At 71.8% G+C, this 13,174-nt stretch carries 15 protein-coding genes; 2 read left to right on the top strand and 13 right to left on the bottom strand.

What is annotated here, in order from left to right:
• The first annotated feature begins 2 nt into the window (after window positions 1-2).
• The gene (locus tag RGE_RS10795) at window positions 3-944 is read left to right on the top strand and encodes an alpha/beta fold hydrolase (RefSeq protein ID WP_014428418.1); all 942 of its coding nucleotides are present in this window, start codon (window positions 3-5) and stop codon (window positions 942-944) included.
• Between the two features lie 30 nt (window positions 945-974).
• Here the strand turns inward: RGE_RS10795 and ccmI are convergent, their stop codons facing one another.
• From ccmI to RGE_RS10730, 13 genes are all read right to left on the bottom strand, one after another.
• Window positions 975-2,186 carry a c-type cytochrome biogenesis protein CcmI gene (gene ccmI / locus RGE_RS10790; protein ID WP_081528235.1) on the bottom strand — a complete coding sequence of 404 codons (1,212 nt, stop codon included), beginning with the start codon at window positions 2,184-2,186 and terminating at the stop codon, window positions 975-977.
• Window positions 2,158-2,631, bottom strand: a complete 474-nt coding sequence (locus RGE_RS10785) for a cytochrome c-type biogenesis protein (protein ID WP_014428416.1) — start codon at window positions 2,629-2,631, stop codon at window positions 2,158-2,160. Before RGE_RS10785 ends, ccmI begins: the two co-directional genes overlap by 29 nt.
• Window positions 2,624-3,151, bottom strand: a complete 528-nt coding sequence (locus RGE_RS10780) for a DsbE family thiol:disulfide interchange protein (RefSeq protein WP_014428415.1) — start codon at window positions 3,149-3,151, stop codon at window positions 2,624-2,626. The genes RGE_RS10785 and RGE_RS10780 overlap by 8 nt, the downstream gene beginning before the upstream one ends.
• Entirely contained in the window at window positions 3,148-5,136 is a 1,989-nt protein-coding gene (locus RGE_RS10775) for a heme lyase CcmF/NrfE family subunit (RefSeq protein ID WP_014428414.1), read from the bottom strand. The genes RGE_RS10780 and RGE_RS10775 overlap by 4 nt, the downstream gene beginning before the upstream one ends.
• On the bottom strand, window positions 5,133-5,594 hold the full coding sequence (ccmE, locus tag RGE_RS10770) for a cytochrome c maturation protein CcmE (protein WP_014428413.1): 462 nt from the start codon (window positions 5,592-5,594) through the stop codon (window positions 5,133-5,135). Before ccmE ends, RGE_RS10775 begins: the two co-directional genes overlap by 4 nt.
• A complete protein-coding gene (ccmD, locus tag RGE_RS10765; protein ID WP_014428412.1) occupies window positions 5,591-5,755 on the bottom strand; it encodes a heme exporter protein CcmD in 165 nt (54 codons plus the stop codon). Before ccmD ends, ccmE begins: the two co-directional genes overlap by 4 nt.
• 10 nt (window positions 5,756-5,765) lie before the next feature.
• Complete coding sequence (gene ccmC / locus RGE_RS10760) at window positions 5,766-6,509, bottom strand: heme ABC transporter permease CcmC (protein ID WP_014428411.1); 744 nt, start codon at window positions 6,507-6,509, stop codon at window positions 5,766-5,768.
• A gap of 11 nt (window positions 6,510-6,520) precedes the next feature.
• Window positions 6,521-7,189, bottom strand: a complete 669-nt coding sequence (gene ccmB / locus RGE_RS10755; protein ID WP_043783996.1) for a heme exporter protein CcmB — start codon at window positions 7,187-7,189, stop codon at window positions 6,521-6,523.
• Between the two features lie 91 nt (window positions 7,190-7,280).
• Entirely contained in the window at window positions 7,281-7,877 is a 597-nt protein-coding gene (locus RGE_RS10750; protein ID WP_014428409.1) for a NapC/NirT family cytochrome c, read from the bottom strand.
• Window positions 7,878-7,897: 20 nt separating this feature from the next.
• Window positions 7,898-8,245, bottom strand: a complete 348-nt coding sequence (locus RGE_RS10745; RefSeq protein ID WP_148280162.1) for a c-type cytochrome — start codon at window positions 8,243-8,245, stop codon at window positions 7,898-7,900.
• Window positions 8,246-8,382: 137 nt separating this feature from the next.
• The gene (ccmA, locus tag RGE_RS10740; RefSeq protein ID WP_014428407.1) at window positions 8,383-9,072 is read right to left on the bottom strand and encodes a cytochrome c biogenesis heme-transporting ATPase CcmA; all 690 of its coding nucleotides are present in this window, start codon (window positions 9,070-9,072) and stop codon (window positions 8,383-8,385) included.
• A gap of 67 nt (window positions 9,073-9,139) precedes the next feature.
• On the bottom strand, window positions 9,140-9,424 hold the full coding sequence (locus RGE_RS10735) for a chaperone modulator CbpM (RefSeq protein WP_014428406.1): 285 nt from the start codon (window positions 9,422-9,424) through the stop codon (window positions 9,140-9,142).
• Window positions 9,421-10,404, bottom strand: a complete 984-nt coding sequence (locus tag RGE_RS10730; RefSeq protein ID WP_014428405.1) for a DnaJ C-terminal domain-containing protein — start codon at window positions 10,402-10,404, stop codon at window positions 9,421-9,423. The genes RGE_RS10735 and RGE_RS10730 overlap by 4 nt, the downstream gene beginning before the upstream one ends.
• A gap of 253 nt (window positions 10,405-10,657) precedes the next feature.
• Between RGE_RS10730 and RGE_RS10725 the strand changes: the two genes are divergently transcribed.
• Window positions 10,658-13,018 carry a phosphocholine-specific phospholipase C gene (locus RGE_RS10725; protein ID WP_014428404.1) on the top strand — a complete coding sequence of 787 codons (2,361 nt, stop codon included), beginning with the start codon at window positions 10,658-10,660 and terminating at the stop codon, window positions 13,016-13,018.
• The last annotated feature ends 156 nt before the right edge of the window (window positions 13,019-13,174 follow it).

Below are 13,174 nucleotides of genomic sequence, written 5' to 3'. Positions count from 1 at the left end.
CCATGGACAAGCACACCTCGCCCCAATCCGCCGCCCCGCACACCCCGCTGCCGCCGGCCCTGGCCGGCGAGCACCACCGCCTGGGCGACCTCGGCTACTACGTGGCCGGTCGCGGCCGCCCGTTGCTGCTGGTGCACAGCGTCAACGCCGCCGGTTCGGCGGCCGACGTGCGGCCGATCTTCGACCACGCGGTCCAGGAGCGCACGGTCTTCGCGCTGGACCTGCCCGGCTTCGGCAGCAGCGAGCGCAGCGACCGCGACTACACGCCGCAGCTGATGACCGACGCCGTGCTGGCGATGCTCGGCCCGATCCGCGAGCGCTGCGGCCCCGGCCCGGTCGACGTGCTGGGCGTGTCGCTGGGCTGCGAGTTCGTCGCCCGCGCCGCGCTGGTGGCGCCCGAGGCCTTCGGCCGCATCGCGCTGGTCAGCCCCACCGGCTTCAGCGGACGGCGCACGCTGCGCGGCCCGACCGGCAGCACGCTGGGCAAGCCCTGGCTGTACAAGCTGCTGACGATGAAGCTCTGGGCCGACCCGCTGTACCGCGGGCTGACCCGTCCCGGCGTCGTGCGCTACTTCCTCGAACGCACCTGGGGCAGCAAGCGCATCGACGAGACGCTGTGGGCCTATTGCGTGGCCACCGCGCGCCAGCCCGGCGCCCGCTTCGCGCCGCTGGCCTTCCTGTCCGGCAAGCTGTTCAGCGCCGACATCCAGCGTGTCTACGACTCGATCACGCAGCCGGTCTGGGCCAGCCACGGCGTGCTCGGCGACTTCACCGACTACCGCGCGATGTCCAGCGTCGCCGGCAAGCCGAACTGGCGCTTCTCGGTCTACCCGACCGGCGCGATGCCGTACTTCGAAGTGCCGCGGCCGTTCTTCAACGAGCTGGACAACTTCCTCGCCGCACCGGCGCCGGCCGCGCCGCGGCCGGTGCTCGAAGCCGTCTGAAGCCTCAGGCCCGCCCCCGGCGGGCCTGCTTCATTGGACGGTCTCGTCGATGACGAGGCGCACGCCTTTGCTGCCGACGGCCACCGGCTGGCTCGTGCCCTGCAGATCGCCGGCCTTGGGCATCGCGTCGCCGGTCTTGCTGACGCGCACGCCGACGATGACGTTCTTCTGCGTCGACAGCCGCATCTCCTGCGTCATCGCCTGGCTGTCGTCGAGCGTGAACTCGAAGGGCAGCTCGCCGGCGGTGCGCTTGACGATGGCCAGCGGCATGCGCGAACCGTCGGCCGGCCGCGCGAAGACGAAGACCGTGTCGCCCGGGGCGATGCGCTCGCGCAGCGCCGGCGCCAGCTCGACGCGGCCGGTGATCGTCGCGCCCGCGGCGGCCACGGCGCCGGCACTGGCCGGCGTGGCCGGCGCCTGCGGCGCGGCCTGGGCCACCGGCGCCGCCGGCGGCATGCCGCCACGCTTGCGCGCCTCGTCGACCGCGCCCTGCAGCTGCTGGGCGAACTCGCCCGCCGGGCCGGCGTTGCGGATCGCACGCTCCCACAGGTCCACGGCCTTCGGGTACTGCTCGCGGTTGAAGGCGATCGTGCCGCCCAGCGCCAGCGCCTTGACGTTGTTCGGATCGGCCTTCAGCGCCTGGGCGATCAGCTTCTCGGGCTCGCCGTCGAGCGAACGGTTGTTGACCATGCCGATCGCGTCGGCCAGGTCGGCCAGCGCCTGGGCGTCGCCGGGTTTCAGCTCGCCGACCTTGCGGAAGGCCTTGAGCGCGTCGTCGGCACGGCCCAGCGCGGCGTAGGTGCGGCCGAGCATCTGCCAGGCCTGCACGTCGTCGGGCGTGGACTTCAGCCGCTCCTCGAGCGCGCCGACCAGGCCTTCGATCTGCTGCTGGCTGGGCTGGCCGTCCTGCGCCGCGGCGGCCTGCTCGCGCAGCGCCGGATCGGGCGGGCCGACCTTCCAGCCCTGCCAGTCGCCGTGCACGGCGTAGCCGGCGGCACCGACGACGAGCACGAAGGCGGCGATCGCCAGCGACAGCTTCATCGGCACACGCGGCGCCGGTTCGGCGGCAGGCGCCGGCGCCGCGGCCGCGCCCTGCGCGGTGACGGCGGCGACGATGCGGCGTTCCAGGTCTTCGCGGGCGCTGCGCGCGGCATCGCCGGTCAGCACTCCCTGGCGGCTCAGCTCGTCCAGCTCCGCGAGCTGGCGCTTGAGCTCATCGAGGGAGGCGGGGTTCGTCATCATCGTCGGGGGTGTCGGGGTCGAAAGCCTCGGGCGCGGCACGCTGGCGCCGGCGCAAGGTGATGAACAGGGCGGCCAGCGCCAGCACCAGCAGCACCGGCGGGCCGACCCACAGCAGCGCGGTCGTCGGCTTGAACGGCGGCTTGTAGAGCACGAAGTCGCCGTAGCGGTCGGTCATGTAGCCGCGGATGTCGTCCTCGCTCATGCCCTTCTGCAGCATCTCGCGCATCTGCTGGCGCAGGTCGACGGCGAGGTCGGCGTGCGAGGCGGCGATGGTCTCGTTCTGGCAGACCAGGCAGCGCAGCTCCTCGGCGAGCTTGATCATGCGCGCCTCGACGACCGGGTCCTGCGCCACCGGCGGCGCTTCGGCCGCGAAGGCGGTCACGCCGGCGCAGCAGGCCAGAGCGAGCGCGACGCGGCGCGCCCAGGCGATCACGCGTTCAGCCATTGTTGAGCTTCCTCACCAGCGGTTCGATCGTGTCGCGCAGCGCCTGCGGCGTCACCGGGCCGATGTGCTTGTAGCGGATGACCCCGGTCTTGTCGACGACGAAGGTCTCGGGCACGCCATAGACGCCGAAGTCGATGCCGATGCGGCCGTCGCGGTCGACCAGCGAGGCCGTGTACGGATCGCCCAGGCGCTGCAGCCACTGCTTGGCGGCGCCCGGCTCGTCCTTGTAGTTCAGGCCGTAGACCGGCACGCCGGCCTTCTTCGTCCACTCGACGAGCACCGGGTGCTCCTCGCGGCAGGCGGTGCACCACGAGGCCCAGACGTTGAGGATCCAGACCTTGCCGACGAGGTCCTGCTTGCCGACGCTGCGCTCGGGCTCGTGCAGCAGCGTCGTGCGGAACTCGGGCGCCGGCTTGTCGATCAGCGGCGACGGCACCTCGCGCGGGTTCAGGTTCAGGCCGACGGCGAGAAAGCCGACCAGCACCAGGAAGGCCACCAGCGGCCAGAGGAAACGGTTCATGCGAGGCTCTCGGCGGAAGCGGAACGCGCCGCGCCGGCCGGAGCAGCCTGGCGCACGCGGTAGCGGCGGTCGGCCGCGGCGAGCAGGCCGCCGGCCATCATCAGCAGGCAGCCGCCCCAGATCCAGGAGACGAAGGGCTTGTAGTGCACGCGCACGACCCAGGCGCCGCCCTCGAGCTGCTCGCCCATCGACACGTACAGGTCGCGCCAGAGGTTGCCGTCGACCGCGGCCTCGGTCATCGGCATCTGCTGCACGCGGTAGATGCGCTTCTGCGGCGACAGCGTGCCGACCGGCTTGCCGTCGCGCGTGATGTCGAGCACGCCTTCGGCGGCGACGAAGTTCGGGCCCTGGACTTCGCGCACTTCCTTCATCGTGAAGGTGTAGCCGCCGACGGTCGTCGTGTCGCCGGGGCCCATCTTGACGTCGCGTTCGGTCTCGTAGGTCTTGACCATCGAGACGCCGAAGGCGAACACGGCCACGCCGAGGTGGGCCAGCATCATGCCGGCCATCGCGCGCGGGATCAGGCGTGCGCGGTGCAGCAGCTGGCCGGCCTGGCCGCCGGCCGGCCACAGCCGCTGGCGCAGGTCGACGAGCGTCGCGAAGACGATCCAGTAGGCCATCGCCAGGCCGCCGGTGGTCACCGCCGAAATGTGGCCCGCGGCCCAGCCGGTGGCCAGCGCGGCGGCCACCGTCGCGACCAGCGGCAGCACCAGGCGGCGCAGCAGCGGGCCGGCTTCGTCACGCTTCCAGCGCGTCAGCGGGCCGATGCCCAGCACCAGCACCAGCGGCGCCATCAGCAGGCCGAAGACGGTGTCGAAGTACGGCGGGCCGACCGAGATCTTGCCCATGCCCAGCGCGTCGAGGAACAGCGGGTACAGCGTGCCCAGCAGCACCGCGCCGGTGGCCACCGTGAGCACCATGTTGTTGACCAGCAGCAGCGACTCGCGCGACAGCAGGCCGAAACGCTGGCCCAGGCCGACCTTGGGCGCGCGCCAGGCGAACAGCGCCAGCGAGCTGCCGATGACGATCACCAGGAAGCCGAGGATGAACAGGCCGCGGCGCGGGTCGGTGGCGAAGGCGTGCACCGAGGACAGCACGCCCGAGCGCACGAGGAAGGTGCCCAGCAGCGACAGCGAGAACGCGGTGATCGCCAGCCACACCGTCCAGACCTTGAAGCTGCCGCGCTTCTCGGTCACGGCCAGCGAGTGGATCAGCGCCGTGCCCACCAGCCAGGGCATGAACGAGGCGTTCTCGACCGGGTCCCAGAACCACCAGCCGCCCCAGCCCAGCTCGTTGTAGGCCCACCACGAGCCCAGCGCGATGCCGAAGGTGAGGAAGATCCAGGCCGCCGTCGTCCAGGGCCGCGTCCAGCGCGCCCAACCGGCGTCGAGGTTGCCGCCCAAGAGCGCCGCGATCGCGAAGGCGAAAGCCACCGAGAAGCCGACGTAGCCCATGTAGAGCATCGGCGGGTGGAAGACCATGCCCGGGTCCTGCAGCAGCGGGTTCAGGTCGCGGCCGTCGGGCACCGCCGGGATCAGGCGGTCGAAGGGGTTGCTGGTCAGCAGCATGAACAGCAGGAAGCCCGCGGCCACCAGCCCCATCACGCCGAGGATGCGCGCGACGAAGGCCAGCGGCAGCGAGCGGCTGAAGAGCGCCACCGCCACCGTCCAGACGGCGAGCATCAGCACCCACAGCAGCAGCGAGCCTTCGTGGCCGCCCCAGACCGCGGCCACGACATACATCGTCGGCAGCGTCGAGTTGGAGTTCTCGGCGACGTAGGCCACCGAAAAGTCGTGGCGCAGGAACGAGATCGTCAGCACCAGGTAGGCGGCGAAGACCAGCAGCGCCAGCCAGCCCGACAGCGGGCGCGCCAGCGCCATCCAGTCGCCGCGGCCGCGGTGCGCGCCGACGATCGGCAGCACGCCCAGCACCAGCGAGACGGCGAGCGCGAAGAAGAGCAGCAGATGGCCGAGTTCGGGAATCATTTCGAGTCCCCCTTGGACAGCGTGTCGGCCGAGTGCTTCATCTTCTCGGCGCGCTGCATCGCGTCGGCGGCTTCGGGCGGCATGTAGTTCTCGTCGTGCTTGGCGAGCACCTCGCGCGCGGTGAACACGCCGTCCGAGCCGAGCTGGCCCTGGGCGACGACGCCCTTGCCTTCCTTGAACAGGTCGGGCAGCACGCCTTCGAAGCGCACCGGCACGTCCCTGGCGGTGTCGGTGACGACGAAGCGCACCGTGACGCCGTCGCGCACGACGCTGCCTTCGCGCACCATGCCGCCGATGCGGAAGGTGCGGCCCTCGGGCGCCTCTTTCGTCGCGACCTGGGTCGGCGTGTAGAAGAACACGAGGTTGCTGTTGAAGGCGTTGAGCACCAGCGCGGCGGCGACGCCGACGGCGGCCAGCACGCCCAGCGCGATCGCGGCGCGTTTGTGGCGCGGCTTCATTGCTCGCCTCCGTCGCGTGCGGCGGCGAAGGCCTTGCGCCGGCGGCGCTCGGCGAAGTGCGACTCGGCCAGCATCGCGGCCAGCATCACGCCGTAGGAGCCCCAGACATAGAGGCCGTAGCCGCCCATGGCGAGGAATTCGTCCCAGGAGTTCCAGTACATCAGAGGTCCCTCAACGAGCGCCGGTCAGCGAGCGGACCCAATCGGTGTCCGACTCCTGCTCCAGCACGATGGCGCGGGCGCGCGTGAACACGACGGCGAAACTGTAGGCCCAGCAGGCGACCGTCATCAGCAGCATGGCCGTCAGCATGGTCGAGGCCATCTTCGGCGCCGCGGTCATGCTGACCGTGGCGCCCTGGTGCAGCGTGTTCCACCACTTCACCGAGAAATAGATGATCGGCACGTTGACCGCGCCGACGATGGCCAGCAGCGCGCCGGCGTTGGCCGCGCGGCGGGCGTCGTCGATGGCTTCGGTGAGCGCGATGTAGCCGAAGTACAGCAGCAGCAGGATGAACTCGGACGTCAGGCGCGCGTCCCAGACCCACCAGGTGCCCCAGGTCGGCTTGCCCCACAGCGCGCCGGTCCACAGCGCGAGGAAGGTGAACATCGCGCCGGTGGGCGCCAGCGCCCGGGCGTACATCGACGCCATGCGCGCGTTCATCGCCCAGCCGACGGCGGCGAAGAAGGCCATCACGAGGTAGATGACCATCGACATCCAGGCCGCCGGCACGTGGATGAAGATGATCCGGTAGGCGTCGCCCTGCTGGAAGTCGGTGGGCGCGATGCCGAAGCCCATGTAGAGGCCGGCGATGGCGAACAGCACCGTCACCGCCCAGCACCAGGGCACGAGGCGGCCGGCCATCGAATAGAAGCGCGAAGGCGCGGAAAACGTCGACCAGCGCAGGCGTTGGGTCATGGTCCGAGGGGTCAGTCGAGCGAGATGCGCAGCGCCGCGGCGGTGGCCGGCGGCGCGCCGAGCGCGGTGAGGATCAGCACCGCGCCGAGCAAGGAGAAATGGGCGGCCGGCGACAGGCCGCTTTCGACCGCACCGACGGCGCCGGTGCCGAAGATCAGCGTCGGCACCGTCAGCGGCAGCACGAGCAGGAAGACGAGCGCGGCACCGCTGCGCAGGCCCAGCGTCAGCGCGGCGCCGACGGCGCCCAGCAGGCTCAGCACCGGGGTGCCGACGAGCAGCGTCGCGGTCAGCGCGACGATGGCCGCGCCGTTCATGTCGAAGAGCAGGCCGATCAGCGGCGCGGCGATCACGAGCGGCAGCCCGGTCGTCAGCCAGTGCGCCAGCACCTTGCCGGTGACCAGCATCACCAGCGGCTGCGGCGCCAGCAGCATCTGCTCGAGCGAGCCGTCCTGGTGGTCGGAGGCGAACATCTGCGTCACCGACAGCATCGCCGCCAGCAGCGCGCAGACCCAGACCACGCCGGGGCCGATCTGGCGCAGCGTCTGCGGCTCGGGGCCGACGCCGATCGGGAACAGCGACGCGGCGACGATGAAGAAGCCCAGCGGCAGCAGCGCCTCGATGCGGCGACGCCCGGCGAGCAGCAGGTCACGCTGCGTGGTGGCCAGCAACACGGAACTCATGCTCGGGATCGACGTGGGAGACGGAACATGAGGCTCATGCGGGGCAAACCAACGATTGTAAGGAGGCGTGGGATCACCGGGATGCGCAGGCTCACCCCGCCGCGGGCCTTTCCGCGGGGCGCGCCGAGGCGTCCTCGTCGGGGTCGATCCATTCGCGCGGCAGCTCGTGCGCGACACCCTTGTGGCAGGCGATGCAGCTCTTGCCCTCGGCCTGCGCACGCTGGTGGCGGGCGTAGGCGCTCTTCTTCTGCACGTCGGGCGCCATCGCCTCGAAGGAATGGCAGACGCGGCACTCGGCCGAGCCGTTGGACTCCAGCCGCGCCCACTCGCGCTGCGCCATCTCCAGGCGCTGCATCTCGTACATCTCGGGCGTGGCGATCGTGCCCTTCCACTCGTGCCAGAGCTCGCGCGAGGCCTGCGCATGGCGCCAGACACGCGCCACGGTGCCGGGCGGCACGTGGCAGTCGGCGCAACCCGCGGCGACGCCGCTGCGGTTGGCGTGGTGCAGCGAGAACTTCATCTCGGCCGCCGGCGTCTGCATCGTGTGGCAGGAGGTGCAGAAAGCCTGCGTCTCGACGCGGTCCAGCGCCACCGACGCGCCGGCCAGGCCCAGCGCGCCGAGCACGATGCCCAGCAGCAGCACGGCCCAGGGCCAGCGGGAGCGACGTCGACCGGAATCACGCGCCAAGAGCGGCCTTCCTCAGCGACTCAGCGCGACAGGATCCACTGCGCGAGGTTCTCCAGGTCGGCGCGCTCGGCGCGCACGATCTTGTGATCCTCTTCGTGGCCGTCGGGGAACTTGGCCTTCTCGCCGCTGGTCAGGTGCTCGACCACGCGGTCGACGGCGCCGGCCTTGCCGCGGTACTTCTTGGCCGTCTTCTGGAACGAAGGGCCGTCCTTGTCCTTGTCGACGCCGTGGCACTTCAGGCAGTTGTTGCGTCGCACCAAGGCTTCGGCGGCGCCCTCGTCGAGCGCGAAGGCCGGGGCGGCGAGGCCCAGCCCGGTGATCAGCACGAGGGCCGCGGCACGGCGCGGATGGCGGGAATGGGCGGTCACGGTTCGTCTCGGCAAAAGTGTCGGACCCGCTGCAGCGGTGGCGCGGCGGGGGCAGCGACAGCCGATCTGGACTGAGTCCAGACCTTAACCGCGCCGCACCGACCGTGCCGCGATCTTCGCGGCTTTCTTGATGTTTGTCAGACCGTTACGCGGCCGCGGCGTGCGTTCTGGACGCGGCGCGTTTCCAGGTCGTATTCCACCGCGCCGGCCAGCTCGACGACCTGGTGGCTGGTCAAGAGCACCGCACCGCCGCGCGCCGCGTGCGCCAGCAGCAGCGCCGACAGGCGCGCGGTGCTCTGCGCGTCCAGCGCGTCGTAAGGCTCGTCGAGGATCCAGGTGCGCGCGCGTTCGTCCAGCGCCAGGCGCGCCAGCGCGCCGCGGCGGCGCTGGCCTTGCGACAGCGTGCGCACCGCGGCGGCGCGGCGGTCGGCCAGCTCCGCCTGCTCCAGCGCTGCGGCGGCGCGCTCGCTCGCGTCCTGCACACCGCCCAGGCGGCCGAGGAAAGCCAGCGACTCGCCCAGCGTCAGGTCGTCTTTGAGCGCATTGGCGTGGCCGATGTAGAGCACCGCCTCGCGCGCGGCGGCGCCGGCTTCGCGCACCGGGCGGCCGTTCCACAGCAGCTCGCCGGCTTCGGGCGTCGACAGCCCGGCGAGGATGCGCATCAGGCTGGTCTTGCCGCTGCCGTTGGTGCCGCGCAGCCAGGTGATGCTGCCGGGCTTCAACTGGATGTCGACGCCTTCGAACAGCAGCCGGCGCCCGCGCCGGCAGGCGAGCGCGCGCCCTTCGAGGCCGGAGCCCGGCGAGGTGGTGGTGGGGGTGTCGGCCACGGCGGTGATCAGCGGTTGCCGGCGAGCGCCGGCGGCGCGCGATTCTGTCACGCGCCGTGTCGCGTCTTCACCGCATCCGGCGGCGCAGCCGGGCGATCTCGTCCTCCAGGTCGGCCACCAGCGCGGCCAGCTCGGGCACGGCGTCGAACTCGCGCTCCAGCAGCGCCATGCGGCGCACGCGGCGCAGCGCGACGGCGTCGAAACGCCAGTCGCCACGGCCGCCGCCGGCCGGCCGCACGAAGCCGGCCTCGATGCGTTCGGCCACCCAGCCCGGCGCCACCGGCGCGGCGCGGCAGAGTTCGTCCAGGGTCAGCAGCGCCTCGTCGAGCAGGCGCAGCGTCGTTTCGCTCATCGCTCGTCTCCACCACGGCGTTCGGCTTCGGCGGCGGCCACCTTGCGCGCGTCGAAGTCCGGCAGCTCCTGCGCCATGCGTTCGTACAGCGCGCGCGCCCGCGGGTCCAGCGCGCTGGGCAGCACGACGCGCACGACCAGATCCAGATCGCCCGGCGGCGTGCCCGGCAGCCCGCGGCCGCGCAGCGTGAGCCGCTGGCCGGCCTGGGCGCCGGCCGGCACCCGCACCTGCAGCGTGCTGCCGTCGGGCAGCGCCACCGGCAGCACGCCGCCCAGCGCCGCTTCCCAGGGCGCGACCGGCAGCTCGCCGACGAGGTCGGCACCGTCGACGCGCCAGCGCGGGTGGTCATGCAGCACCACTTCCAGGAACAGATCGCCCGGCGGCTGACCCGGCCCGCCCTGCCCGGCCAGGCGCACCAGCCGGCCCGGGCGCACGCCGGCCGGCAGCGTCACCTCCAGCGTGCGTTCGGCGAGCACGACGTGGCCGTCGGGCCCCAGCTGCGGCTGACGTAGCGAGACGCGGTGCACGCCGCCGCGCAGCGCGGCTTCGAGGTCGAGCACGATCTTGGCGTGGTGGTCCTCGCCGCGCATCGCGCCGCCGCGGCCATGGCGGGCGGCACCGCGCTGCATGCCGGCGCGGCCGAAAAGCTGCTCGAAGAAGTCGCTGAAGTCGCCGCCGAACTCGGCGCCGGCACCCGGGGCGCGGCCCTGGAACTCGAAGCCGGCGTCCCAGTCGGGCGGCGGCGTGAAGCGTTCGCCGGCCTGGTGGCCGCGGCCGACCTGGTCGTAGGCGGCGCGGCGTTCGGGGTCGGACAGCACGGCATAGGCCTCGTTGACCTCGCTCATGCGCGCCGCCGCGTCGGGCGCCTTGCTGACGTCCGGGTGGAACTGCCGCGCGAGCTTGCGATAGGCCTTCTTGACCGCGTCCTGAGTCGCGTCGCGGGCCACGCCCAGCACCTGGTAATAGTCCTTGAACTCCACCGTGTGATGCCTCCGACCCTGCAGATGGCGGCGGGGGCGGCTGATTCAAGAGGCCGCCGCACAGATCGGCGCCGGAATCAAGCCCCCGGAACAGGCCCCGCGCCGGCGCCGCCGGCATCTGCCCGACACGCCGCTGTCACCCGCGCCGCCAAGGATGCACACGCCCCGGCCGCCCGAGCCGGAGCCGACGAAAACCCGTTGCCGCGGCCGCGTGCCGGGCAGCGCTTCATCCAAAACCCAGGAGCTCACCACCGTGACCACCTCCCGTCGCAAGTTCCTCCAGGGCGCCGCCCATTCGGGCATCGCTGCGGCCACCCTGAGCGCGTTCCCGCCCAGCATCCGCAAGGCGCTGGCCATCCCCGCGTACAACGAGACCGGCACGATCCGGGACGTGAAGCACGTGGTCATCCTGATGCAGGAGAACCGCTCGTTCGACCACTACTTCGGCATGCTGAAGGGCACGCGCGGCTTCGGCGACCGCTTCACGGTGCCGCAGCCCGGCGGCCGCAGCGTCTGGGAGCAGCTGGACGCCAGCGGCAACCCCGTGACGCCCTACCACCTGGACTGGACCAAGGGCAACGCGCAGCGCGTCTCGGGCACGCCGCACAGCTGGGTCGACGGCCAGCTGGCCTGGCTGGACGGCCGCTACGGCTACTGGCCGGCGGTGAAGAAGACGGCCTCGATGTCGTACTACGAAGAGGCCGAGATGCCCTTCCAGTACGCGCTGGCCAACGCCTTCACGGTCTGCGACGGCTACCACTGCTCGATGCACACCGGCACCAACTCGAACCGCATGTTCCTGTGGACCGGCACCAACGGCCCCAGCGGCACCGGCGTGGCCTCGCTGAACAACGAGTGGGACGGCTTCAGCCCCAGCGACGACGGCAGCGTGGGCTACGAGTGGAAGACCTACCCCGAGCGCCTGCAGGCCGCCGGCGTGAGCTGGATCGTCTACGAGAACATGCCCGACAACTACGGCGACAACTCGCTGGTCGGCTTCAAGCAGTACCGCGCCGCCAACCAGGCCTCGGGCAAGCCGGTGGGCACCGACGGCGGCCCCTACCCGGCCTACGACCCGGCCAGCGACGACGCCCACAACCCGCTGTACAAGGGCGTGGCCAACACGATGCCGGGCACCGCCGGCGACGTCGACGGCTACTTCAAGAAGTTCCGCGAGGACTGCCTGAACGGCAAGCTGCCGCAGGTGTCGTGGGTGGTGGCGCCGGCCACCTATTCCGAGCACCCCGGCCCGTCCAGCCCGGTGCAAGGCGCCTGGTACATCCAGCAGGTGCTGGACGCGTTGACGGCCAACCCCGACGTCTGGAGCAAGACCGTGCTCTTCGTCAACTTCGACGAGAACGACGGCTACTTCGACCACGTGCCCTCGCCGGCCGCGCCGGCGCCGCTGCCCGACGGCAGCCTGGCCGGCAAGACGACGCTGTCGGCCGCCGAGCTGGCCTACGAATACAACAACTACCCCTCGCCCCCGGGCACCACCGGCCAGCCGCAGAAGGGCGGCAGCAACTACGACTACGGCGCCCAGGACGGCCGCGTCTACGGCCCCGGCGTGCGCGTGCCGATGTACGTGATCTCGCCGTGGAGCCGCGGCGGCTGGGTCAACTCGCAGGCCTTCGACCACACCTCGGTGATCCGCTTCCTGGAAGCGCGCTTCGGCGTCAAGGAGCCGAACATCGCCCCGTTCCGCCGCGCGGTGCTGGGCGACCTGACGAGCGCCTTCAACTTCGCCAACCCGAACCGCGAACCGCTGCCGACGCTGGCCGGCCGCAAGACCAAGGCCGAGGCCGACGCGCTGCGCGCCGCGCAGCAGGCGCTGCCGCAGATCACGCCGCCGGCCGGCCGCAGCCTGCCCGCCCAGGCCACCGGCTACCGCCCGTCGCGCGCCCTGCCCTACGAGCTGAACGTGGTGGCGCAGGTGCAGGAGCGCCTGGGCAGGCTGCGCCTCGTCTTCCGCAACAGCGGCCGCGCCGCGGCGGTGTTCCACGTCTACGACAAGCTCAAGCTCGACGCGATGCCGAGCCGCCAGCCGATCCCGACGGACCCGGCCGCGCTGCTGGCCTTCCGCGACCAGCAGTACCCGGTGCCGCACCGCTACATGGTGCAGCCGCGCCGCCTGCTGGACGACGTGTGGAACGTGCAGACCGACAACGCCGGCCGCTACGACTTCTGGGTGCTGGGCCCGAACGGCTTCCACCGCCGCTTCAAGGGCGACCTGACGGCGCTGCGCGCGCGCGTGGCGCCGTCGCCCGAGGTGCAGCTGAGCTACGACCCGCGCAACGGCGGCCTGCGCCTGGAAGCGCGCAACGACGGCACCGGCCCGGTGACGCTGCGCGTGCGCTCCAACAAGGTCTACGGCAGCCTGACGGCCACCGGCAGCGGCGGCGCCGCCGGCGGCAGCGGCACGGCCTGGGAGCTGAAGTTCAGCGGCCGCGGCGAGCAGGCCCTGTACTGGAACCTGGACGCCACCGGCTGGTGGTACGACTTCATCGTCACCAGCGACCAGGACCCGAGCTTCCTGCGCCGCCTGGCGGGGCGCATGGAGACCGGCCGGCACTCGGTCAGCGATCCGGGGATGGGGCTGGTGGACAGCTTCTGATCGGTGGCTGGGGCGCCGGGGCTTGCGGGTCTCGCGGCTTCGGCGCCTTGATTTGAGGTTCTTGGGCCGCTGCTGCTCTGGGTGGGCGAGGCGGGCCTCTTCGTTTTTGTTGCGGTTCGGCCGCTTCTGGGTTGGGTTGCGGCGGCACGCCGGCAT

It is taken from the genome of Rubrivivax gelatinosus IL144 (assembly GCF_000284255.1).
Classification (GTDB): Bacteria; Pseudomonadota; Gammaproteobacteria; order Burkholderiales; family Burkholderiaceae_C; genus Rubrivivax; species Rubrivivax gelatinosus_A.
The sequence above is the reverse complement of the archived record's forward strand: the minus strand, read 5'-3'. Positions and strand labels throughout refer to the sequence as shown.

Coding starts and splice junctions, on each gene's coding strand:
- RGE_RS10795 (WP_014428418.1), top strand. CDS start 3: ATGGACAAGCACACCTCGCCCCAATCCGCCGCCCCGCACACCCCGCTG.
- ccmI (WP_081528235.1), bottom strand. CDS start 2,186: ATGATGACGAACCCCGCCTCCCTCGATGAGCTCAAGCGCCAGCTCGCG.
- RGE_RS10785 (WP_014428416.1), bottom strand. CDS start 2,631: ATGGCTGAACGCGTGATCGCCTGGGCGCGCCGCGTCGCGCTCGCTCTG.
- RGE_RS10780 (WP_014428415.1), bottom strand. CDS start 3,151: ATGAACCGTTTCCTCTGGCCGCTGGTGGCCTTCCTGGTGCTGGTCGGC.
- RGE_RS10775 (WP_014428414.1), bottom strand. CDS start 5,136: ATGATTCCCGAACTCGGCCATCTGCTGCTCTTCTTCGCGCTCGCCGTC.
- ccmE (WP_014428413.1), bottom strand. CDS start 5,594: ATGAAGCCGCGCCACAAACGCGCCGCGATCGCGCTGGGCGTGCTGGCC.
- ccmD (WP_014428412.1), bottom strand. CDS start 5,755: ATGTACTGGAACTCCTGGGACGAATTCCTCGCCATGGGCGGCTACGGC.
- ccmC (WP_014428411.1), bottom strand. CDS start 6,509: ATGACCCAACGCCTGCGCTGGTCGACGTTTTCCGCGCCTTCGCGCTTC.
- ccmB (WP_043783996.1), bottom strand. CDS start 7,189: ATGAGTTCCGTGTTGCTGGCCACCACGCAGCGTGACCTGCTGCTCGCC.
- RGE_RS10735 (WP_014428406.1), bottom strand. CDS start 9,424: ATGAGCGAAACGACGCTGCGCCTGCTCGACGAGGCGCTGCTGACCCTG.